The organism is Sporosarcina cascadiensis, from assembly GCF_009650995.1.
GTDB classification, from domain to species: Bacteria; Bacillota; Bacilli; order Bacillales_A; family Planococcaceae; genus Sporosarcina; species Sporosarcina cascadiensis.
In genome coordinates, this window is sequence record NZ_WHVV01000015.1 from 19,276 (window position 1) to 40,651 (window position 21,376).

The window sequence follows — 21,376 nt, forward strand, 5'->3', positions numbered from 1 at the left end:
GGAACATGCACATAATCAAATTGTTAATTAAAATTCATGCTTCCACAGCGGCAAAAACCATTTAACGCCCCGCCGGTTGACAGGAAGTATCTTCATGTCAGCGATCAGATGGCTGATGTAGCCGGCAAGCCCCGCGGCGACCAGGCCGTCGATAGGCCATTGCGTGTACAGCTGCTTCAGGATGAATGCATAGAAAACGACGCCGATAATAGAGTGCGTGTACGACCGGTGCGGCAGGAATGATGCGAATATGATATAGCTGCCGGCAAGCAGGATGCCGGTGGACTGGCCGAGGACGAAGCCCAGCAGCATGACGAGTATACCGGTAATCGTGAGCATCCGTCGCTGTGTGATGAGACGCGAAACGATGAGTAGCAGGAGTCCGATACTGCCGTACAGATAAATGTCGCGGTCGAGCCCCTCTGTCACCGCCCGATAGCCGAGTGTCGCGAGGATGACGATACCCGCGGACTCCATGAGCCATTTGCTCACTTTTTTGCTGAGTGTAATCCGGTTGCTTGCCAGCCCGTTCGTGTCGAGATCGGGAACAACACCCGAGATCCCGCCTACTGCTGCGCCAATCAATGCAGTGCTGATGTCAGACTGTGCGGCGTAACCCGCGACAGCGCCGGCGGCCGTGCCGATAAGTAGATGTGAAGTGCCTTTCATATGTAAACCTCTCTGGCTGTATAGTGTACGGCCGAATAAAGAACGTATATTCGTCCCGCCTGTTCCAGTATAAACGATTGTCGTATGGAATGGGAAATATGAATTCATCGTGCCTATGTGTGACGCACAGGCACAGTTTCAATCAGAGTATCCTTTTCCGGCCCACTGTCTATATAGAGGGAAAAGGAGTGACGATATGCTACATTATTTGGAAGGCCATACCGAATTCAACAACAGGGAAGACATGGAGTTTGCAGTCAGGGAACACGTCAGAAGAAACTGGCAGAGGCTGAACAGGATGGACCGGGAAGTTTTCGAATTAATCCGGTCGAACTCAGGGTCGTATATGGCGGCACATTTGACGCAGAGGGAAATGGAGGAGGAACTCGGCGTATCGAATTCCACGGTCCGGCGGGTGATGCGGAAGCTGATCGAACTCGGAATGATTCGGCGGATTCCTTTCACTGAACCCGAGACGCAGGGGCCGGGCGCGAATATTTATGTGATTTTGCCGGTTGAATGAAATCTAGGATAAGACAAAAAACGAGCTAAAAGGACAGTCTCCTGCCGGCTCGTTTTTTTACCTTACCATTCAAACCCTTCAAACAATTCACCCATAAGCCTGCCGGCGAAAGGATTTTTGACTTCAAGGTTTTAGAATCACTTTGATGCATTCGTCCTCATGCTCATAGAAAGTATCATAGGCTTTTGAAGCTTCTTCAAGCGGCAGGACGTGGGTAATGATGTCGGTCGGGTCGATTTCACCGTTCGTGATTTTGTCGAACAGCATCGGCATATAGTGTACGACCGGCGCCTGCCCCATCCGCAGATTGATGTTGCGCTCAAACAGGAAACCGAGCGGGAACATATTGTAAAGCGATCCATATACGCCCGTCAGCTGAATCGTGCCGAATTTCCGGACGGAGTGGTAGGCGATGTCGATGGCACTCAGTGTTCCGCCCTGCACTTTCAATTTCTGGCCGACTTTTTCGAGAACATTCTTTTTCCCGTCCATACCGACACAGTCAATGACAACATCCGCACCGCCGCTTGTCAGTTCTTTCATTTGCTGTCCAATTTCATCTACTTCGTCGAAATTAAATATTTCTACATTATTCGTCTTCTTCGCATGCTGCAGCCGGTACGGCACATGATCGATTGCGATGACCCGTTCCGCGCCTTTCATCCAGGCAAATTTTTGCGTCAATAATCCGACAGGTCCCGAGCCGAGGACGATAACTGTGTCTCCTTTTTTCACGCCGGCATGCTCGACACTCCAGTAAGCTGTCGGAAGAATATCAGAGAGAAACAGCAAAGATTCATCCGGCAGTTCACAGCTTTCCGGAATGACGAACGGAATGAAATTTCCATACGGCACACGCAGATACTCAGCCTGGCCGCCCGGATAATTACCGTAGCGCTCCGTGAAACCGAAGTAGCCGCCCGTGTCCACTTCAGGATTCGGATTCGAGTTGTCGCACTGACTTTCCAGTTCATGCTGACAGAAGAAACATTCGCCGCAGGAAATATTGAAAGGGATAATGACGCGGTCACCCTTCTTCACTTTCGTCACTTCGGGACCGATTTCTATGACAATACCCATCGGTTCATGCCCGATCACATAGTCTTTATGCGCCGGCAAAGCCCCCGTGTAAATATGCAAATCCGATCCGCAAATGGCTGTAGAAGTAATTTTGACAACAATATCATCTGGCTTTTCGATATGCGGCGCATCCACCTTTTTCACTTGGATGTCCTTGGCGCCCTGAAAAGTAACTGCCTTCATCTATGCATTCCTCCTTTTCCCTAATCTACCCGATATTTTAATGTTTATTCTCTAGAAAACTAGTTATTTTGCTAATAAATTGCAATTCAGCACGAGCAGTAATTCACTGAAATCGAGATGCGCCAGGTAAAATAATTCCTTTCGCTTTCTGTTTAACCTCTTCCCCTTTCGGAAATAATAAGTCTGTAAATCTAGAAGGCGGTGACTGGCTGATGCCAAAAAAGCATGGAGTAAATTGGGCGAATCGCAGGAAATTTCAAACAAAAAACTTATGGGCGGGAATTTTATTCGGCCTGGGGTTTGTGGCGTTCATGGATGAGACAGTGTTTCATCAGCTGCTGCATTGGCATAAGTTCTATGATAAGTCGACGGTGGCGATGGGGCTGGTGTCGGACGGGCTGTTTCATGCGTTCAGCTGGTTTGCGACGGTGGGCGGGCTCTATCTGGTGGCGGATCTGCGCCGGCAGGATGCGCTTTGGCATAAGATGTTCTGGGGCGGCAAGCTGGTCGGAGGCGGGGCGTTCCAATTGTATGACGGGACGATACAGCATAAGGTGCTGCGTATCCATCAAATCCGCTATGATGTGGATATTGTTCCGTACGATGTCGTATGGAATGGATCGGCGATTATTATGATTGCGGCTGGTTTTCTGCTGATACGTTCGGCGAAACAAGATTCGCGGGGTGCAGGGCAGGTGAAACCTCATGCTGTATGATTCCTTTTTTGCTGTGACAGACTGGCTGTTCGGGGTTTCTGCACTGCTGGCGATTGGGCTGTATCTGGTAGGCGTCTATCTTTCCGATCGCCAGGAACGCCTGCGCAAATGGCCGCGGCTGCGTATCGTTTCCTGGGTATCCGGCGCGGTTCTTTCAGCGAGTGCACTGGTCGGTCCGCTTGCTGTGCTGTCGCATGGGAATTTCATTTGGCATATGGCAGGGCATCTGCTCGTCGGAATGCTAGGCCCGCTTTTATTGGCTCTCGGGGCACCGATGACGCTTTTGCTTCGGACGCTTCCTGTTCGGCAGGCACGGCGCGTAAGCCGTTTGCTGAGAAGCAGGCTTGCAGGTTTCTATATTCATCCGGTCACCGCTGCTGTGCTGAATATCGGCGGACTCTGGCTGCTGTATACGACAGGATTATTTGCGGCGATGCACCATCATTTATGGCTGCATATACTCGTGCATGTCCATGTATTCGCGGCAGGCTATTTGTTTACGGTGTCCATGCTGTATATTGATCCGGTATCGCGACGATTCAGCTATGGCTATCGCACGGTCGTTTTCATCTTGGCGCTTGCGGGGCATGGAATTCTTTCGAAATTTCTCTATGCCTATTCGCCTCATGGGGTCCCTGTTGAGGAAGCCCGTGCAGGAGCGATGTTGATGTATTATGGCGGAGATGCGGTGGATCTGGTGATTATCGTATTGTTGTTCAGGAGTTGGTATCTGTCCTCCGGTTCGCGCCGGTCAGCAATTTCGCCCGGCGTTCCTGTGCGTGAAATGACTTAGAGGCAACTTGATTGTCTCTGGGTCTGGTCACACACCTCATTTCTCTTCGTCACTTTGATATTCCAGAATATCTCCGGGTTGGCATTCCAATACCTTACAAATCGCCTCTAATGTTGATAATCGAATTGCTTTCGCCTTCCCATTTTTCAATATAGAGATGTTGGCCATCGTAATTCCAACCCTCTCCGAAAGTTCCGTAACACTCATTTTCCGTTTCGCCAGCATCACGTCAATATTGATTATAATTGCCATCTAAATCACCTCAGACTGTTAAATCATTTTCAGATTTTATATCTATTGCCTCTTTTAATAGCTTTTGAAGAACTGCAGCAAAAACGGAAACTACCATTGAAGCAAAAATAATGATTAATCCGATCAGGACGACACCCGGCGCGTCATCTTTATCCCCCAAGAGAAAAAAGAACGGCATGCCGATTACATACAAGATACTGATGGAGACCGCATAGTACTTTATATTCTTTAAAGCTCTTACAGAAATACTTGAAAACGCTTCGTTTCTATCAATATAACGTAAGAGCCGAAATGCCTGATACAATGCAGCAACGTATGGTATCGCTGATATATACATTATAATTACAATAGGATATAGCATATTGGCATACTCCGGATTTGCGGGATTTTTAATTAACCAAGGTAAACCCATTAGGCAAAAAGTTAGAACTGGAATTCCAATTAGAAAAACAGCAATTTTTAAAATCAGTGTGGTTCCACGTTTCATAAAAGCACCTCTTTCATTTATTACTGATTTTATTGTAGCAACATATTTATCGAATATCAATAAATAATTATTGATTTATAATCCCTTATTATCGTTATTTATTCAATTGTCCAGAAGCCATTCCTACTAGCATTGTGTTAAAAACGTGTAAGAATAAGTATATATTTTTGTTACAATGTCTATTTGAATGTAAATTAAAAAGGGAACAGGTTGATAAAGACTAACCCGTTCCCTTTTTTTATTATCTATTTATTGACTAATTTTTAATGCCTTTTCGTTCGATAAAATGCTGACGCTAAAACCCGGGATGCAATGGATAGTGTGCACCACGCAACACGTGAAGTGGTCTCTCAATAAAATACCGAACCGCCGGCATCCATATAATATGCGGTGCCATTCTCTGCATCAATCATACGCACATGGCCGTTCGTCTTGGGGAACGATGGGTAATATGTCAGACGGTAGAACACCTGCCCGTCTTCATCGAACTCCATCGACATCGACAGTTCCATCTTCAACTGCTGCATCAGCTGCCCTGCCGCTTCCTGCTTCGTCAGCACGGGAACCGTCAGCGTGTCTGCCGGAGGGATTTCTAACGCAGATTCCATGGATGCGGAGACAATTCGACCGGAGTACAAGCCGACTGAGACGTGCATCATCAGGCCTTCGACCGGCACGCCGTTCACATGATACTGGAAATAAAATCCCTTCGACTCCTCTTCTTCCGCTTCATCCGGTCCGTCGACCCATTCGTCATCTTCAGCCATACATTCTTCCCCGTCTTCCAAATCATCAAGTTCATCCGTCAGTTCCTCGACAAAATCTACCAGCTCATCCCACTCTTCATCCTCTTCCAGCTTCTCCATCAGGAAATGCTTCTGCGCTTCAGGAAACAGCTCAAATAAATAATCGAATGCACGCAGCATAAGTGTTTCCTCACCGAGCGCGTCATTATCTTCTGTCCACTCTTCTCCGTTATAGACGAATACTGGACGGTCCCCGCTGTCGTAATGAATCGTGATCATAGATGATGTGTATGCTTCACTGAAGTCAATTTCATCCGGTTTCTCCAATGAAAGATGCTGCCACTTTTCAATTCGGAGACCGTCGTCCGACTGTTCGCCAAGCTTTACATGCTCATCCGTAATCCCGATCATCCCGTGAAGCGGAGTATTCACCGGCGCAATGTGTGCGGGAAGCGTCTCATATTCCCTGCCTTCCGCCACACTATCAGGTTCACTGCCGTCAGCCGGAATATCGACCGCCGCCTCTTTCAGCGACCAGACGAGACGGTACGTATTATCCCCATTGTGGAATATTTCCGTGTCAGTTTTGCGAATCTCGAGCTCAAAATCAGTACGTACGGCATAGGTTTCTTTCGCCTCTTCCTCCGGTATGATGTGTTCCGGGTAACGGATATCGGCGGGCCCTTCACTGAAACTAAACTGCACGACCTTGCCGTCAGAGGTAATCGTCAGGGAAAATCCAATGCCCGGCAGAACGAGTCCGTACCGCTCATCCCGGATGCCATACTCCACCAGATAGAGCTTATCCAGATCGATCACCGACTGCAGCCGGTACGTCTTCAGCCCGTCCGGATGAAATTCGCGTATAAACGCCTCCGCAACGGACGGCATATCCTCCACTTTCAATTTATCCGCGTCGAAATCGTCTGGATCGATATATTCGAAGCCCATCAGGCGGTCCTGCGAATCGACCGTGCAGACTGCGAACGGTTCATCCGCCCCTTTTTCTGTTATGTAGAACGATTTCCCGTTCATAAAGAAATCAAATTCAGACGAAGTGAACCCCACTTTCATCTGCAGCCAATCCGCCACTTGGTTTAAAGTCTGTTGCATTTGCTTACCCCTCTCTATTAGATGGTGCCTGTGCGCGAAACAATTTGGACACGATTCTGAATTGTTTTCAAATTGCGTCGCACACGGCACCGAATCAAAAATACGGAATCGATTACACAAGCAATTCCTTCTCGCGCCACTTCCCGAAGCGGAAATACAGAAATGCGATAAAACTGCTGACTAGGAAACTTATGCCTACACCGATTCCGATGCCCATATCTCCAAAGACCTTGGAGAACAAGGCGGCCAGCGGATAGCGAAGCACCCAGAAGGAAATGATATTCAGAGCCAGCACCTGATACATCGCGCCGGAAGCTCTGACAATTCCATTCAGAACAAAGTTAATTCCGAGGAATGGATAGCATAAAGCGACAATTTGCAGGTATCTGGTCCCAAATGCTACCGATGCTTCCTCCCGAATGAACAGCCGCACTCCGTATTGCGCGAAGACAACGACAATGATTCCGATCAGGAATGTGACAGCGAAACTATACAGAACCCCGTATTTGGCAAGCTGCTTGACGCGGGACCAATTCTTCACGCCGATATTCTGTCCCGCCATGCTGCTGATCGCTGTGCCGAGTGCTTGTGCAGGCAGTAACACCAGACTGTCGAGACGTTGGGCCGCACCGTATCCGCCGACGACATCTTCTCCGAAAACCGTGACTACGCTCATGATAGCAGCGGCACCGGCGGAAATGACGGCCATCTGCAGGCCGGACGGGATTCCAATGTTCAAAATCAGTCCAATTTCCTTTTTTTTCGGCCATGCCGGGATGCTGAATGGCGCAAGTTTCCGGTATAGTACATGAAGAAGCCCATAAACAAATGCAGATCCCTGTGCTAGAATTGTTGCATAGGCAGCTCCTTCGATCCCAAAACCGAATCCTGCGATGAACAACGGATCCAACACAATATTCAGCGCAACGGCAATCATCACAAAACGAAGCGGTGTTTTACTGTCCCCGAGCGAACGCAGAACGGTGCTAATAAAGTTATAGCCAAATAGAAATAGCATTCCTATAAAGTTGATTTGCAAATAGGAAGTTGCTGCAGCCATCATGCTTTCGGGTGTCCCTAATATGCGAAGTAAATGCTCTGCAGAGAGATAGCCTATGGTTCCTAGCACGAATGACATGATAGTCAACATCACGACATACGCATTCAAATATCGTTTCAGTCCCTGCTCATCCCCTCTGCCTTTTTGCTGGGACAGAATCGTCAGAGCTGAATTATTCAGTCCGATTACGAAGGATAGAACTGTAAATATAATAGTACTTGAAACAGCAACGGATCCAAGTGCACTTGCACCAAGTAAATTACCGACCCACAAACTGTCTGCGAATTGATAAGATGTCTGCAGCAAGTTGGTCAGCATAATCGGGCCCGAAAAGACAATCAGTTGTTTCCAAAGGTTCCCCTGCGTGAAATCATGCTGCTTCTGCATGTTTATTCACCCTTTCATGATGATGTGCCCATCTTATCACAGCCAGTAACCTGAAAACGCAAAACAGATCACTTTTTGGCAATGAAAGCCTTTTGTGATCTGCTTCGTAACGTTTATATACCAATCATTGCAGCCGATTTAATCGGGTAAGTTCACTTGCCAGGATAGGCCGAACCGGTCATTCACCCATCCAAACTTTTTGCTGAATCCATAATTATTTATAGGCATAAGCGCTGTGCCGTTTTGCATTAATTCAGCATAAAGGTCGTCGATTTCCTCTTCAGTATCACATGTGAGGTAGATAGAAAAAGACGGGGTAAACGTAAATTCATGGTCAATATGGCTGTCGATGCACATGAACTCCTGCCCCTTTAACGAGAAAACCGCTTGTATTACGGTACCTTCTTTTCCCGGACCTTCAGCTCCGTATCGGGCAATACTTTTAATTTCTGAATCCTCGATGAGTGATGTATAGTAATTCATCGCTTCCTCTGCTGTGCCGCCTTGAAACATTAAAAATGGTGTGACATTTCTCATGTAATCCATCCTCTCTTTACAAACAAATTATATTGTTCCTGTGTGCCACACAACTCGTAAGGTATTCTGAATAGTTCACGAGTTGTGTGGCACCCTATTTTCCCTTGCCTTTCCGCTTATCTTGCTCATTCCGTACCTTTTTCCTCTTCTTAAGTTCCTGAATATACGCCCAGCCGACAAAAGCAGAAACTGCGAGCAGGGCAACATACATGTACAACTCATAAAACATAAACGTTTGTTGAAAGACATCTACAAAGGAAGTGCCCCGCACGAATAGATCATAGGGATCTGTGCTGCGATATGCAATCGGCAGCATGTCCCCGATGTCGTATTGATTATAGGTACTCCTTGTTACATCCCGCACAACTTCGATGTTTTGTCCTGCCTGGTCTCTGAAGGACACAATCAACTCATAGACCGAATCTTCGTGTCTGCGATAGGAGATATCGGCTGACTTGTCTAAAATCAGCGCTTCCGCCTCAGTTTTACCGAACGGCAGCACTTTCCGTATCAAGTTCAAGACAAAGCGCCCCGAGATCAGCAGAAAGACCAGTACGGCAGCACCGGCAATCCCCCAGCCTGTCCTTTTTCCAGTCCTTTTTCTACTGCCATTTTTTCTGCGCTTGCGGTTCTGTTTCTGTTGCACCTGCCGTTTGGGAGATTTCTTTTTTACCGGACGCCCCATTTCAAGTACAGGAAAAATCAGTGCAACAAAGCAACACAATGTCAGAAATCCAAGTAAGAAGATAGCGGTCAGATAAAAAAAGCTGTCTGCCAAGATATCTCGCAAGGAGGAAAAACCGGACGAGCCTATGGAATAGCCATTGAACATCTCACCAATTTCAATATTCTTCATCTGACTTTTCGAAACACGGTTGAGGCTGCGCGTCCCCTCGCCGTCCTGTATTTCCGTCCAAACATAATAAGCGGGAGACGTAAATAGGCCCTTTTCCGCAGTCTTTTCAACGACAAATGCATTCGATCGCTCCGCTGCAAACAGATCGTATTCTTCCATATAGGAGTCTGCCAGCACCCATGTCAGCAGACCGAGAAACAATGTAATAGCCGCCATCCCCGCAATTTCTTTTACAGTTTCCATTTCCCACACTCTCCAAACCATGCTTGACAACACCCTATCGGAAACAGCAGCTGATTAACAGGTACCTAGATAGCCAGATTTGAGAATTTGTATTTACGACACGTAAGGCAAATACACACCAAAAAGGACCTCCTAGGTAGACTCCTTTTTTCAATTGTTCAAAGATTATTCTTTAGTTTGTGTTTCAAGATATTCTTGACTGCATAAAGCTGTGTTCATTCACTACATCGATAACTTTGACAACGACTGGATGGTTGGCAATTGGCTGCTGCAATTCAGCGAAATAACCATTCCCACTACCACTGATGACCATATCTTTAAGACAGTCCATTACATAGAAAAAGCAATTCTTATTGATGTAACCAATGTCTCCGGTATAGAATTCGCCATCAATCACTGTACTCATATAAGTTTCTTCATTCTTATAGTACTTGACGAAAGCCGAAGGTTCCACTGATAATTATCCCTCCGATTCTGCCATACCGAAATACTGCCCATTACTCCACCAGTATTATCATTTGTTTATCTACCCATCCATCCTCCATCTACAGTTATAATTTCTCCGTTTATATAGTCTGATGCGTTTGAAGACAGGAAAACTGCAACTCCAACCAAATCCTCGGGCTGTCCCCAACGGCCCGCAGGAATTCGTTTTAAAATTTCTCTATTTCGTGTTTCATCTGTAATTAATGCTGTGTTCATCTCTGTTTCCATATAACCAGGCGCGACCCCATTAACGTTTACTCCTTTACTTGCCCATTCATTAGACAAAGACTTGGTGAATTGAGCAACTGCCCCTTTACTTGCAGCATAGGCAGGAACCGTAAAACCACCTTGGAATGAAAGTAATGAAGCAATATTAATGATTTTTCCTTTACCATTACTAAGCATTTCCTTTCCAACTGCCTGACAAAGAAAGAAGACCGACTTAGTATTCACTTGCATGACAATATCCCAATCTTCTTCTGTGAAATCAATAGATGGAGACCTGCGTTGCACACCAGCATTATTTATTAAAATATCAATTCCACCAAACTCCTTCTTGATCTCTTGTAATAGCTGGGGGATTTTTGATGTATTAGTTAAATCAAAGGAATAACTTTCACATTTTCTTCCTAATTTCCGAATACGGGAAACGGTCTCTGGTTCTCCAGACGAGCGCTGTATTATTGCTATATCTGCTCCTGCCTGTGCTAAACCGTATGCCATTGCTCCCCCTAATCCTCTGTTGCCCCCAGTTACAATTGCCACTTTTCCTTCTAAGCTAAATAAGTTCATAATTTGTTCTCCTCCAAGTGAATTAACCTTTAGTATTTTAGCTTTTCAAACCCTAAACTATTTGATATTTCGGGCAACTCTTTGATGTAACTTGTTATCTTTTAAGAATCTCCCGTTTTTCATTAATTTCAGCACGAATTAAAAGAGACTAACCTTTCATGCAAATAAGCATTAAAAAGTTAGCCTTCCTTCTACAAATTATCGTAAGAATTACAAGTTAATCAGAACGATGACTACGTGCTACACAAATTGAAAGCACTAGCGAATTGTTCTCAATTTGTATCGCACACCTTCTCCATTTTATTTGCCTGCGTTTGTTTACATTATTAGGCATGTTAGTATCCATAGATAAAAGAGCAAGCGGTAACTTAGTTATTGTACCGACAATCTACGGAAGTGAAATGTTTTAAGCTGAAGGACGCACTACCTTCCCAGGGTATGGCCTTGCGCTATTCTGTTCTTTTGCCAGGAGATGACTCTAGTAATTCCACGAGATCTTCTAATACAAGGTTTTATGGGATGTTCATTTTAACAGGACCATAGACTTCTAAAATAATTGTCAATATCAGCCTGCATTTGGGAGATGGACAAGCGGCAGTAATGTTTGACGTTAAATTTTTTCAGCGGGTAGAGAGACTGTTTCTCTCCACTCAGTGGATATTTTGTTCACTTGTCGCCGGCTCCTTCACCTGCCGTTCTAAGTTGTTTAGCGGCGCTGGGGATCTAGTCGTTTTCACTCATCGATTCCTCCTTCTCCAAAGTCCTGGATTTATCTTCGATCTTATTGACTTTCACTAGTATCGCTAATACGATAGGAATAAGAATTGCTGTTGTCACAGCTGAAGCCGCCGACTGAACAGGGACAGAATCTACAAAAAGCGCTTGCGTAAATCCTTCGTTTCTTAAAAGATTAGGAGAAAATGTATTAATGATAGCTGCAAGAAGAAGAGGTACGACCATCATACCTCCAGGAATTTTTTCTGAATTCTTTTTCCTCATATGTCCTGTCTGCTCTTTGATGTACAATTTCAAATGGACTCATATGCTGAGGAGATTATATGCTTTCTGCAAGTCTCCAAATGGCGAACTCCTGATTCAGCTGATTCTCCGCTGCAGTCTGTTCACCATTCGATACATCAATGACCTTATCAAAGATTTCCGTTCCGATATCGGTGATGTTCTTGTTCTGGTCTATGATTTTACCGGCATTGATGTCAATATGTTCCGACATGATTTCATAAACTTTTGGATTCGTTCCAATTTTAATTACTGGGACGATCGGTGAACCTGTCGGCGAGCCCTTACCTGTAGAAAAAAGTACTACCTGAGCACCTCCTGCTGCCAGACCGCATACCGATTCGACATCATAACCAGGTGTATCCATAAACACGAAACCTTTTTCTGAAGGTCTATCTGCATAAGAAATAACTTCTTTTAACGGCGTGCTGCCACCCTTTTTGATGCAGCCAAGCGACTTTTCTTCAAGAGTAGTCAGACCCCCCGCCATATTTCCGGGTGTAGGGTTTGCAGAGCGGATATCTTCTCCTGTTTGCTTTATGCGATAGTCGTAGTTTCGTACAATATCAAGGAATTCTCTTCCCACTTCGCGATTGATTGCATTGCTAGCCAAAATATGCTCTGCTCCGATTGCTTCTGTAGTCTCAGCCAATACACTTGTTCCGCCTTCTTTAACAATCATGTCTGAGAACGTTCCTATAGAAGGATTGGCTGTAATACCTGACCAAGCATCAGATCCACCGCATTCCAAGCCGACAATCAGCTCTGTAATATCGCATTCCTGCCGGATTTCTCTTTTGCTTTTTACCAAAGCATTCTCCAGCCATTCCTTCCCTTCTTTAAGAAGACCGGGGATCGTCTGATTATTATTCAAGCAGATTGTCCGGACAGGCTTATTCTTTTCCTTCAATTTCACTGCAATTGCTTTTGCTATCTCATCATCCTCTTCACCCAATACCAGTGCAGCGCTTACGTTGGGATGACCGGCAGTTCCTATTAATGTCCGGAGCGTCTGTACATAATCTTCAGGAAATTGAGCCACTCCTCCGTGATGGATAACCGGGATCACTCCGGGTACCAGGCTGGCGATTTTTCTGGCAAGCGCGCTTAGTTCTCCAACTGTATTAATTACTATTACATGGTTTCTAACACCGACACTTCCGTCAGATCTGCGATACCCGTTAAATTTCGTCATATTTAAGTCCTCCTCTTGCAGCAAGATACACTCCTAAGGCTCCATCACGTGATTGATGACGACTGCCCTCTCCATTTCATTAAGACCGCGAACGTTATGTACATGGACATGCGAACCCGCTGGAATCTCTTTCGTCGCTTTGCCCATACACTCTCCATATTTTGTTATGTCGTCATTTTCAATTATAGTGCGAAGTGCTATTTTATGACCGTATGGTATTTCTTCAAGAGCGACCAGTTCTATTTCGGAATTATTGATCAAAACTGCTTCACTTTTGCCGATACGCTGTAAAGCAACAGCAACATTATCGTCAGGATTTAATTTCAGGGCATTGTAACTGATTTCCACGCTAATCTCTCCTTCATTAGAACGTAGTACCGATATGCGGGATCGCAAATTCTCCAAGTTCGTATTCTTCCAATGCAGTAAGTTCTCCAGAGCTTACTTGGATCAATTTCTCCAGCAGGACTTTTGTTTGCGTCATAGCATCCTGATGGTCGATGTAGAAATCCACATAATCCCGTGTTGTCTGACCATCATTCTGAGGTGCCAGGCTTATACAAGGTATGACATTAGATGTTGCCAGGACTCCCTCTTTAGACAGAATCAGAGCAACATTGCATCCCGCCGAGACGAAGTTAGAAAGAGTTTCCACAAGATTACCGGATGATTTCAGAAGGTATAATCCTTTATCTAACGGCTTTTCATTAATATCTAAAAGGGTTTGAAGTTGATTTGAACCTAATAAATTAGATTCCTCTAAAGCGATTTTCTTTTCTCTTTCGGAATAAGCAGAAAACCCGTAGGCTTCATTGCTTTCCCATCGACGCCGATTCAGTCCGTAGCTTAACTCCCACAATTCTTCCCTTGCATTCATATTCTCGGTTTTTTCTGCCAATAAATCACCACAAGGCTCCAAACTTTTGGTCAAACTACAAACAACCGTGGAATCTTCTTTCAGCAGCACACTTATTAAAGCGCTTACAACTGGTGCCGCAGCCTTTAAAGTCCGTTCGTCTACATCCACGGTGATGACTCCCACCTTCAGTTTAGATAGAGGAAGTTCTTCCCTTTTCTCTTGGGCAATTTTTTCTGACCATTCAGCAGCTATCGTGACACCTTTGGCAACAGTGTTAGCTCCGCCTGCCATCTGTTGTATACTGAATCCTTCAATCGGTTTCGTTTGAGGTATAGCATCCAATAAGCCGGACACTTGATTGGTCTCACAGCCTAGGCCTATCAGCAGATTGCTATGAAAATTAGGATTTTCAGCTACTCCCGATAACATGCTTTTAGTAACCTTGAAATCATCACCCAATTGCGCACAACCATTTGAGTGAATGATCGGTACAGCGTCATCGACTCTGTTTGCGATTTCGTTCGTAACAGTACTTGAGCAAATAACTGAACTGATAATACCTATATTATTTCTGGTTCCCGCCGATCCGTCGCTTCTCAGATAACCTTTAAAAGTATATGCCATAGCTGTTTCACCTTTCTTCCTCTAATCAAGGGAACAGGGCAGACGATCCCTCTGAAATACTGCCAGAATCACCCGCCCTGCTAGTTATTAATCAATCATCCGTTTAGACAATATTACTCTTTAATTTGATACGCTCTTCTTATTTACCTGTGCTATACCAAGTCCTGCAGCCCCGAGTTCCGAGGTTTTTGCGTCTGGATAATAGCGTTCGATCATCTGAATTCCTAAGGAAGCTCTTCGTACACGTTCTTTGACCAAAGAATTATTCAAATCTTCAAATTGTTGGCCAGATGGATACACATCCGGATGGTTGCTAAGCCCGAATTTTATGTATACGGGTGCAAGAACACGGATAATTTCCGGTATTTCGTAATACCGAAGAAAACCACCCATATTATCCGGCGCTTCAATATAAAGATCTATCGGCATATCAATCGCTTGGCGTATGGACGCCAGTTTAGACAGGGTCAATGCAGTTGGGACATTGTACGTATCTGCTCCAATATCTTGCATCAATTTTACAGAGACAGGGTTTGCAGAACCAATCTGAACTGAAGCCTTGACAATAAAATCTTCCGGCAGCTGGCCCGCTTTCTTCATTTCCTTTGTTAACAACAATAGACCCTCATCGGCCACTAGGGCACCGCGAAGTCCGAGATCAGCCCCACGCTTCAAGTCTTCCATAGCATAAACGAGCTGATCTGCACCTTCATGACGGTTGCCGATTGACTGGCCGCCCGGAGTAAAAGGCTGCGCACTAATATCCCAAGTACCACGCGGGCCTACAAATAAGCTCAACTCGATGCCTCTTTCGGCAGTAAGTTCACACATTTCCCGTATTTCTTCATCTGTTTGCAGCATAATACCGCTTCCCTGGGAAATTCTATGGACTGTGATTCCAAGTCGATCTAGTTCCTTAAGAGTTTCTTTAAGAGCAGTCGGCCCTTCAGTACTTGGAAGCTCAATTCTGTACTGCGCACCATCTGGGAACCTCTTTGTAGAGGTCGGTAATTCTCCAGAGTCGGAGGAGGGATATCCGAGGCCCTCCAAAAATTTCCGCGATTCATTCATCATAGTAAGTTCCCGCTTTCATATATAGAGTAAGGCCTTTCAGCCTTTAATAAATACTGTTTTAATTTCTGTGTAAAATTCCTGAGCTGCTTCTCCTTGTTCACGTGACCCGTAACCTGAGCTTTTCATTCCCCCAAACGGAGCCTGCAGTTCTACGCCCGCACTTTCAGCATTGATTCGTACCAACCCGGCTTCAATTTCATCAATGAACTCCATTAGTGAGCTGATATTAGATGTAAAAATCGAAGCACTTAGTCCGAATTTCGTATCGTTAGCGATTTTGATTGCTTCTTCGAGGCTGCCCGCTTCAATAAGCGCGATAACAGGGCCGAAAATTTCCTCCTGTGCGATTCTCATATCCGCTGTGACTTCATCAAAAATTGCAGGTGTCAGATAAAAACCGTCATCGAATCCTTCTCCTTCAAGAACTTTGCCGCCAGCGATTAATTTCGCGCCTTCTGATTTACCGATTTCGATGTAATCCTTCACAGTATTAAATTGACTTTGACTCGCGCATGGACCCATCCAGATTCCTTCATTCAGGCCATTACCTACTGTGATTTTTTCCGTTTCCATTAACAATTTCTGTTTGAACTCTTCGTAAACAGCGCTTTCCACGACAACCTTGCTAGTAGCGGTACACTTTTGTCCAGTTGAACGGAATGCTCCGCTAATCACCGCTTCCACTGCACTGTCTAGATCTGCGTCTTTCATTACGATAACTGGGTTCTTCCCACCCATTTCGACCTGATACTTTACGCCGCTTAGCGCAGCACCTTTAGCCACTGATTTCCCTACACCTTCAGAACCTGTGAACGATATCGCATTCAATGACTCATGATCGATAATGCCTTGTCCAATCACTGAACCAGAACCTACTATGAAGTTTAAAACACCCTCTGGCAAACCTGCTTTTGCAAAACATTCGACTATCTTTGCAGCAGTAACCGAAGCTTCTGTAGCCGGTTTAAACACAACAGTGTTTCCATAAACAAGAGCAGGTGCCAACTTCCAAATCGGAATAGCAATCGGGAAGTTCCATGGTGTGATGATCCCCACTACGCCTACAGGTACACGCTTCGTGAACATCAATGCGTCTTTATCAGAAGCTGGAATAACATCTCCATTCTTTCTCATGCCCTCTCCCGCGTAGTACCTAAGGATTGCCACGCCACGTGCTGTTTCACCTTTCGCTTCTGGAAGTGTTTTCCCCATTTCGCGTGTAGCAGTTTCTGCAATCTCATCGATATTTTCCTCAATAACATCCGCCACTTTAAAAAGTAACTGACCTCTAGCGTGCTGACCAATTTTCCTCCAGGCACTTTTGGCGTTTTCTGCTGCTTTAAACGCTTTGTCCAAATCTTCCTGTATCGATTTTTGTACGTACCCTACTACCTCATTTTTATTCATTGGGCTAACGCTCTCCAACAGCTCGTTGGACTGTGATGAAACCCACTCATTGTTAATGAAGTTCTTAAATGTTGCACTATTGTTTTTTGTAACCATTATAATTTCCTCCTCGTGATTTTAAATTATAGTACCTCTGTACCTTCAGCAACCTCTTGGTAACCTGCCAATCTTGATAACTTTGATGCAAGTATAATGATTTCATCTTTTGCATCTTCAAATTTTTCTTCCCAACTATTCGTGGGCATCGTAAAACTGATACCTGCTATTATATGCTTCTCAAAGTTATAGATGGGCGCAGCCACACAATGAAATCCAAGAGCCGACTCCTGATTTTCAACAGCATAGCCCTTAGCTCTTGCTTCTTTTACTTTGCAGTAAAGCTCTTCTATGCTAGAGGTCGTGTATTCCGTCTTTTTTTCCCACTTCTTAACGGGGAAAAGACACTCTATCTCTTCTGCTGTGTGATCAATTAATTGGATCTTACCGAGAGCAGAAGCGTAAGCCGGGAAACGCATTCCTGGTTCTGTAACTAGTTGGACTCTCGTCTCTGCTTCCACTTTGCCTAAGTACACTACGTTATTTCCTTCAAGCATGCCTAGTTGAATATGTTCCCGTATCCTCGTAACAGCACTTTCAGCCTCCCTGTAAAAGCTCTGAATTAAATTAAACTGGCTCAAGTATGCCGAATTGAACATTCCGACGGTTGGGCCAAGGTTGTAGCAGCCTTTAGAAGATTTGATAATCCAACCTAATGTCTCCAGCGTGTTCAATAATGAAAAGAGGGAACTTTTATTGATATCCAATTTTTTCGATAAGTCGATTAAACGCAATTCGTTTGGATGCTGACTGATTTCCTTCAAAATCCGATCTGTTCTTTCAATAGCAGGCACCCAATATTTCAAACTCAACCTACTAACCTCCTCGCCTATCGGTTCTCTATAGTAAACCTAGTTTACTTTATAAAACCTTAAAACAACCTTATCACAAGCAAACTGCAGTTACAATTACTTCAACGTTTTTATATTCTAAATACTCAATTTCCTACTATTTATTTTAATTTAGGCTGCTCAATAAAATAGAAGAACTATTTACTAACCAGGATTTAGAAATGAAAAGATTATTATTGTAACTACATAATTCAATTCTAGAATTGAACATTTTTCTTAAGTTCTTATCAAAAAATCATAAAGTTTTTTATCTACCTCAATACCTTCTTGAGCAGACCTTTTTTCATGTTCAAGTGATCTTTCTCCAGGGATGTATACTTTAGAATGACCCGGTGCTGGTTCTAACGCATGCAGTTCATCGACGAATTGCTTCATCATACCGAGGAAGTACTCCTTTCCAACAAAGAATTCAGGATTGATGGCAAGAAAGAACTGACCGAGTCCTCTATATTCTTTTAAATCACCGTACATTGGCGTTATATGCTTGCCAAATTCAGCACCTGCTAAGATTCCTGAGAGTACATCTACGACGATAGCCAATCCATAACCTTTTGCTCCACCCATTGGCTGTAAAGCTTTTACCTCTGCCGGATCTTCTGTTGGCACACCGTTTTCATCAAGACCCCAGTCTAATGGGATTTTGTTACCCTTCTCTTTTTCAATCATAACCTTACCGAATGCCACTTGACTCGTTGACATATCCAGTACGATTGGCGAGTTTTCATGCGGGATACCTACAGCTAGAGGATTGGCTCCAAGAAACGCTTTTTTAGCTCCATAAGGCGCAACGAGAGCATCTGCCTGTGCAAGTATGATTCCAATCACACCTTCCTCGGCTGCTTGATTTGCATAGAAGCCCAATGCGCCTGAGTGGCTGGAATTCGAAGCGATGGCGACACCGATGCCATTTTTCTTGGATGTGGAAATCGCTTCCTGCATGGCAGTTTTTGCAATCACATGGCCGAGTCCATTGTCGCCGTCTACTTTTGTAATGACGTCATTAACAGCTTCAATAGATATATTTGCAAACCTATTAATACCTCCATTTTGTATTCTCTCGATATAATGCTGCAATCGCATGATGCCATGCGATTTAACGCCGCGTTTGTCTGCAAATGCCAACACCTCGGCCACTATTTCCGCATGAGATTGCGAGACACCATTTTCCAGCAGGCGTTTTGCGATAAGCTGTTCAAATTGTTTTGCCACGATGTTTACTGTTTCCACATATAACCCTCTTTTCATAAGCAAAAGAGATATCTATAATTAAATAAATATCTCCTCTTATAAGTGAATTCCAGATAAGTATAAGCAATTATTAACAAGGTAAAGATGTATATCTTAAATCAAAGTTTCACAGATAATAACCCTATCAACAGTTTTATCTTTATACAACCTGGTAAGTCGGTGCCAGTCCAAGTAATACCTCCACCACATTTCTCGCTGCCTTAGTTCGTAGCTCTTCTACCGCTTCAACTGAATAGAAAGCGCTGTGAGGAGTAATGTAGACATTAGAAAAATCCAACAGCTCATGATCTTTTGGAATAGGTTCGAATTCGACAACATCAAGTGCAGCTCCCGCGATCTTACCAGTGCGCAAACCTTCAATCAGCGCCTCCGTCTCAATAATTGGACCTCTTGCTGTATTCAGAATAAAGACACCATCTTTTAACTCATTGACGTTTCCGCGGTTGATTAAATGGTATGTATCCTTAATGAGTGGAACATGAAGTGAAATCACATCAGACTTTGTTATCGCTTCCTTTAGATCGACTTTTTTCACCCCGTACTTTTTCATTTCCTCAGCCGATACGAAAGGATCATATCCTACTAAAGAAAAGCCAAGCGGCTGAACTTTTTCAACCACCCGTCTCGGAATTTTTCCGAACCCAATCACCGCAAATACACGATCTGTGAAACGATAGACAGGCGGGCTTATACTAAAATCCCAAATACCATTTTTCACGGAGTTATTCAGTTCTACAATCTTTCTGGACCAGGCCATCAAGAGTGCTACTGCATGATTGGAAACTTCTTCAATTCCGTAATCAGGCACATTACATACGGTAATGCCCTTTTGCTTCGCTACGTCGAGGTCTATTGTGTCCACACCTACTCCGTACCTTGATATGACCTTACAATTTCCCAGCTCATTCAGGACAACAGCATTTAATGGTGCGTATTGATTAATGACCGCGTCTGCATCTTTCGCAACGTCAATCACCTCTTGCTCTGTGCGGCATTGAGCTTTCACAAAGTTGATGTCGAGACCACTTTCTGCAAAAACCTTTTCTTCGTAATCCAATTCATCAAACTCATAGTCAGTTATAACAACTTTAAAAGTCATGATCGCTCCACTCTCCCTATTCAAAAATTTAGTATATATAGAACATTGGGAAATTCCACACTAATCAGTATAAACTTCCGGCTTCCCGGTTGTTGTACTCCGTAATAATCGCTTTCACTTTGTCAGATAAGTAAGGTTCACTGTTTATGAATGGCTTTCGGTAACCAACCGGATTATCTCTGAACCAACGTTCATGAACAGCCAATTTCATCGTAAGAAAAAATGAAGGATGTAAACTGTAAATATTCATTAATTCACAGAGTATAAGATGGTTGCTCTTAATTTCAGTAAAATCTTCTTTTTGTACAGCATTATAAAGATCTACAGAGACCTCTGGCAGAAATACTGACGATCCATTAATACTCCCTGAAGCGCCAGAAAGCTGGGCATCCAGCAAATGTTCATCAAAAGCACTATATACATGAAAATTATCTGTCATTCTTGCCACTTCATCAATTACCAACCGGATGCGTGCCATACTACTTACCGTTTCTTTAATTCCACGAATATTCTTTAGTTCTCTTGAAAGCCTTTTCACTACGTTTATAGGAATTTCCTGGCCAGTTAGCTGCGGAATATTATATAGATATAAATCGATAGACAACGATTCAGCAACGTCACGAAAGTAGGTATACATCTGTTCATCAGACGTTTCCCAGTAAAACGGGTTTACGACTAATACCCCTTCTGCACCTAGTTCCTCGGCAAACTTTGATAAGTTTATTGTCTCTTCAATAACTGTTCCGCCTGTTCCAACTAAAACAGGGATACGACGACCTATATAAGGAAGGATTTCTTTTAAGTAATCTTTTTTCTCTTCCATTGAAAAGTGGGGGAATTCCCCTGAACTTCCTAATAGAACAATGCCGTGTACACCGCGCTCGATAAGTTTATCTATCATCTTCTTGTTTTTACATATATCAATTTGGCCGTCTTCTTTTAATAATGTCACTACTGGAGAAATAATACCCTTCATTGACTTT

At 44.1% G+C, this 21,376-nt stretch carries 22 protein-coding genes and 1 pseudogene; 3 read left to right on the top strand and 20 right to left on the bottom strand.

Going from position 1 to position 21,376, the window contains the following annotated elements; genetic code table 11:
• Nucleotides 1–27 precede the first annotated feature (27 nt).
• Nucleotides 28–777 (bottom strand): metal-dependent hydrolase, encoded by a 750-nt coding sequence (locus GDZ68_RS14315; protein ID WP_153722992.1) that lies wholly within the window; start codon nucleotides 775–777, stop codon nucleotides 28–30.
• Nucleotides 778–865: 88 nt separating this feature from the next.
• Here GDZ68_RS14315 and GDZ68_RS14320 point away from each other — a divergent pair, with 88 nt between their 5' ends.
• Entirely contained in the window at nucleotides 866–1,192 is a 327-nt protein-coding gene (locus GDZ68_RS14320; RefSeq protein ID WP_194841179.1) for a helix-turn-helix transcriptional regulator, read from the top strand.
• Between the two features lie 123 nt (nucleotides 1,193–1,315).
• On the opposite strand, the gene GDZ68_RS14325 is transcribed toward GDZ68_RS14320, so the two are convergent.
• Nucleotides 1,316–2,455, bottom strand: coding sequence for a zinc-dependent alcohol dehydrogenase (locus GDZ68_RS14325; protein ID WP_153722994.1), 1,140 nt, complete (start codon nucleotides 2,453–2,455; stop codon nucleotides 1,316–1,318).
• A 209-nt stretch (nucleotides 2,456–2,664) separates the two neighbouring features.
• Between GDZ68_RS14325 and GDZ68_RS14330 the strand changes: the two genes are divergently transcribed.
• Complete coding sequence (locus GDZ68_RS14330) at nucleotides 2,665–3,171, top strand: DUF2243 domain-containing protein (RefSeq protein ID WP_408020122.1); 507 nt, start codon at nucleotides 2,665–2,667, stop codon at nucleotides 3,169–3,171.
• Entirely contained in the window at nucleotides 3,161–3,964 is an 804-nt protein-coding gene (locus GDZ68_RS14335) for a cytochrome c oxidase assembly protein (RefSeq protein ID WP_153722996.1), read from the top strand. The genes GDZ68_RS14330 and GDZ68_RS14335 overlap by 11 nt, the downstream gene beginning before the upstream one ends.
• Nucleotides 3,965–4,000: 36 nt before the next feature.
• On the opposite strand, the gene GDZ68_RS14340 is transcribed toward GDZ68_RS14335, so the two are convergent.
• From GDZ68_RS14340 to GDZ68_RS14425, 18 genes and pseudogenes are all read right to left on the bottom strand, one after another.
• Nucleotides 4,001–4,216, bottom strand: a complete 216-nt coding sequence (locus GDZ68_RS14340; protein ID WP_153722997.1) for a helix-turn-helix domain-containing protein — start codon at nucleotides 4,214–4,216, stop codon at nucleotides 4,001–4,003.
• Nucleotides 4,217–4,226: 10 nt separating this feature from the next.
• Nucleotides 4,227–4,703, bottom strand: coding sequence for a DUF2975 domain-containing protein (locus tag GDZ68_RS14345; RefSeq protein WP_153722998.1), 477 nt, complete (start codon nucleotides 4,701–4,703; stop codon nucleotides 4,227–4,229).
• Between the two features lie 350 nt (nucleotides 4,704–5,053).
• Entirely contained in the window at nucleotides 5,054–6,562 is a 1,509-nt protein-coding gene (locus GDZ68_RS14350) for a YcdB/YcdC domain-containing protein (RefSeq protein ID WP_153722999.1), read from the bottom strand.
• Nucleotides 6,563–6,674: 112 nt separating this feature from the next.
• On the bottom strand, nucleotides 6,675–8,009 hold the full coding sequence (locus GDZ68_RS14355) for an MATE family efflux transporter (RefSeq protein WP_153723000.1): 1,335 nt from the start codon (nucleotides 8,007–8,009) through the stop codon (nucleotides 6,675–6,677).
• Nucleotides 8,010–8,147: 138 nt separating this feature from the next.
• Complete coding sequence (locus GDZ68_RS14360; RefSeq protein ID WP_153723001.1) at nucleotides 8,148–8,546, bottom strand: VOC family protein; 399 nt, start codon at nucleotides 8,544–8,546, stop codon at nucleotides 8,148–8,150.
• A 94-nt stretch (nucleotides 8,547–8,640) separates the two neighbouring features.
• Nucleotides 8,641–9,645: a hypothetical protein gene (locus GDZ68_RS14365; RefSeq protein ID WP_153723002.1), complete on the bottom strand. Its 1,005-nt coding sequence runs from the start codon at nucleotides 9,643–9,645 to the stop codon at nucleotides 8,641–8,643.
• A gap of 184 nt (nucleotides 9,646–9,829) precedes the next feature.
• Complete coding sequence (locus GDZ68_RS14370) at nucleotides 9,830–10,099, bottom strand: AMP-binding protein (RefSeq protein WP_153723003.1); 270 nt, start codon at nucleotides 10,097–10,099, stop codon at nucleotides 9,830–9,832.
• Nucleotides 10,100–10,167: 68 nt separating this feature from the next.
• On the bottom strand, nucleotides 10,168–10,923 hold the full coding sequence (kduD, locus tag GDZ68_RS14375; RefSeq protein WP_153723004.1) for a 2-dehydro-3-deoxy-D-gluconate 5-dehydrogenase KduD: 756 nt from the start codon (nucleotides 10,921–10,923) through the stop codon (nucleotides 10,168–10,170).
• An 864-nt stretch (nucleotides 10,924–11,787) separates the two neighbouring features.
• A pseudogene (locus GDZ68_RS18250) lies at nucleotides 11,788–11,922 on the bottom strand (2-keto-3-deoxygluconate permease); the annotation flags it as partial.
• A gap of 55 nt (nucleotides 11,923–11,977) precedes the next feature.
• Nucleotides 11,978–13,135 (bottom strand): UxaA family hydrolase, encoded by a 1,158-nt coding sequence (locus GDZ68_RS14385; RefSeq protein WP_153723006.1) that lies wholly within the window; start codon nucleotides 13,133–13,135, stop codon nucleotides 11,978–11,980.
• A 33-nt stretch (nucleotides 13,136–13,168) separates the two neighbouring features.
• Nucleotides 13,169–13,483 (bottom strand): UxaA family hydrolase, encoded by a 315-nt coding sequence (locus GDZ68_RS14390; protein WP_153723007.1) that lies wholly within the window; start codon nucleotides 13,481–13,483, stop codon nucleotides 13,169–13,171.
• A 16-nt stretch (nucleotides 13,484–13,499) separates the two neighbouring features.
• Nucleotides 13,500–14,618, bottom strand: coding sequence for a UxaA family hydrolase (locus GDZ68_RS14395; protein WP_153723008.1), 1,119 nt, complete (start codon nucleotides 14,616–14,618; stop codon nucleotides 13,500–13,502).
• Nucleotides 14,619–14,738: 120 nt separating this feature from the next.
• Nucleotides 14,739–15,689, bottom strand: coding sequence for a U32 family peptidase (locus GDZ68_RS14400; protein WP_153723053.1), 951 nt, complete (start codon nucleotides 15,687–15,689; stop codon nucleotides 14,739–14,741).
• 39 nt (nucleotides 15,690–15,728) lie between these two features.
• Nucleotides 15,729–17,195 (bottom strand): alpha-ketoglutaric semialdehyde dehydrogenase GucD, encoded by a 1,467-nt coding sequence (gene gucD, locus GDZ68_RS14405; protein ID WP_153723009.1) that lies wholly within the window; start codon nucleotides 17,193–17,195, stop codon nucleotides 15,729–15,731.
• Nucleotides 17,196–17,221: 26 nt separating this feature from the next.
• Entirely contained in the window at nucleotides 17,222–18,007 is a 786-nt protein-coding gene (locus tag GDZ68_RS14410) for an IclR family transcriptional regulator (protein WP_153723010.1), read from the bottom strand.
• 255 nt (nucleotides 18,008–18,262) lie between these two features.
• Entirely contained in the window at nucleotides 18,263–19,273 is a 1,011-nt protein-coding gene (gene allD, locus GDZ68_RS14415; protein ID WP_194841180.1) for an ureidoglycolate dehydrogenase, read from the bottom strand.
• 160 nt (nucleotides 19,274–19,433) lie between these two features.
• Nucleotides 19,434–20,393, bottom strand: a complete 960-nt coding sequence (locus GDZ68_RS14420) for a C-terminal binding protein (RefSeq protein ID WP_194841181.1) — start codon at nucleotides 20,391–20,393, stop codon at nucleotides 19,434–19,436.
• Between the two features lie 64 nt (nucleotides 20,394–20,457).
• A complete protein-coding gene (locus GDZ68_RS14425) occupies nucleotides 20,458–21,369 on the bottom strand; it encodes a dihydrodipicolinate synthase family protein (protein ID WP_153723012.1) in 912 nt (303 codons plus the stop codon).
• Nucleotides 21,370–21,376: the final 7 nt, after the last annotated feature.

Bases quoted from the DNA above. Each gene is read 5' to 3' on its own strand.
- gucD (WP_153723009.1), bottom strand. From the start codon at position 17,195: ATGGTTACAAAAAACAATAGTGCAACATTTAAGAACTTCATTAACAAT.
- GDZ68_RS14345 (WP_153722998.1), bottom strand. From the start codon at position 4,703: ATGAAACGTGGAACCACACTGATTTTAAAAATTGCTGTTTTTCTAATT.
- GDZ68_RS14360 (WP_153723001.1), bottom strand. From the start codon at position 8,546: ATGAGAAATGTCACACCATTTTTAATGTTTCAAGGCGGCACAGCAGAG.
- GDZ68_RS14320 (WP_194841179.1), top strand. From the start codon at position 866: ATGCTACATTATTTGGAAGGCCATACCGAATTCAACAACAGGGAAGAC.
- GDZ68_RS14315 (WP_153722992.1), bottom strand. From the start codon at position 777: ATGAATTCATATTTCCCATTCCATACGACAATCGTTTATACTGGAACA.
- GDZ68_RS14400 (WP_153723053.1), bottom strand. From the start codon at position 15,689: ATGAATGAATCGCGGAAATTTTTGGAGGGCCTCGGATATCCCTCCTCC.
- GDZ68_RS14420 (WP_194841181.1), bottom strand. From the start codon at position 20,393: ATGACTTTTAAAGTTGTTATAACTGACTATGAGTTTGATGAATTGGAT.
- GDZ68_RS14340 (WP_153722997.1), bottom strand. From the start codon at position 4,216: ATGGCAATTATAATCAATATTGACGTGATGCTGGCGAAACGGAAAATG.
- kduD (WP_153723004.1), bottom strand. From the start codon at position 10,923: ATGAACTTATTTAGCTTAGAAGGAAAAGTGGCAATTGTAACTGGGGGC.
- GDZ68_RS14350 (WP_153722999.1), bottom strand. From the start codon at position 6,562: ATGCAACAGACTTTAAACCAAGTGGCGGATTGGCTGCAGATGAAAGTG.
- GDZ68_RS14395 (WP_153723008.1), bottom strand. From the start codon at position 14,618: ATGGCATATACTTTTAAAGGTTATCTGAGAAGCGACGGATCGGCGGGA.
- GDZ68_RS14385 (WP_153723006.1), bottom strand. From the start codon at position 13,135: ATGACGAAATTTAACGGGTATCGCAGATCTGACGGAAGTGTCGGTGTT.
- GDZ68_RS14425 (WP_153723012.1), bottom strand. From the start codon at position 21,369: ATGAAGGGTATTATTTCTCCAGTAGTGACATTATTAAAAGAAGACGGC.
- GDZ68_RS14325 (WP_153722994.1), bottom strand. From the start codon at position 2,455: ATGAAGGCAGTTACTTTTCAGGGCGCCAAGGACATCCAAGTGAAAAAG.
- GDZ68_RS14335 (WP_153722996.1), top strand. From the start codon at position 3,161: ATGCTGTATGATTCCTTTTTTGCTGTGACAGACTGGCTGTTCGGGGTT.
- GDZ68_RS14355 (WP_153723000.1), bottom strand. From the start codon at position 8,009: ATGCAGAAGCAGCATGATTTCACGCAGGGGAACCTTTGGAAACAACTG.
- GDZ68_RS14365 (WP_153723002.1), bottom strand. From the start codon at position 9,645: ATGGAAACTGTAAAAGAAATTGCGGGGATGGCGGCTATTACATTGTTT.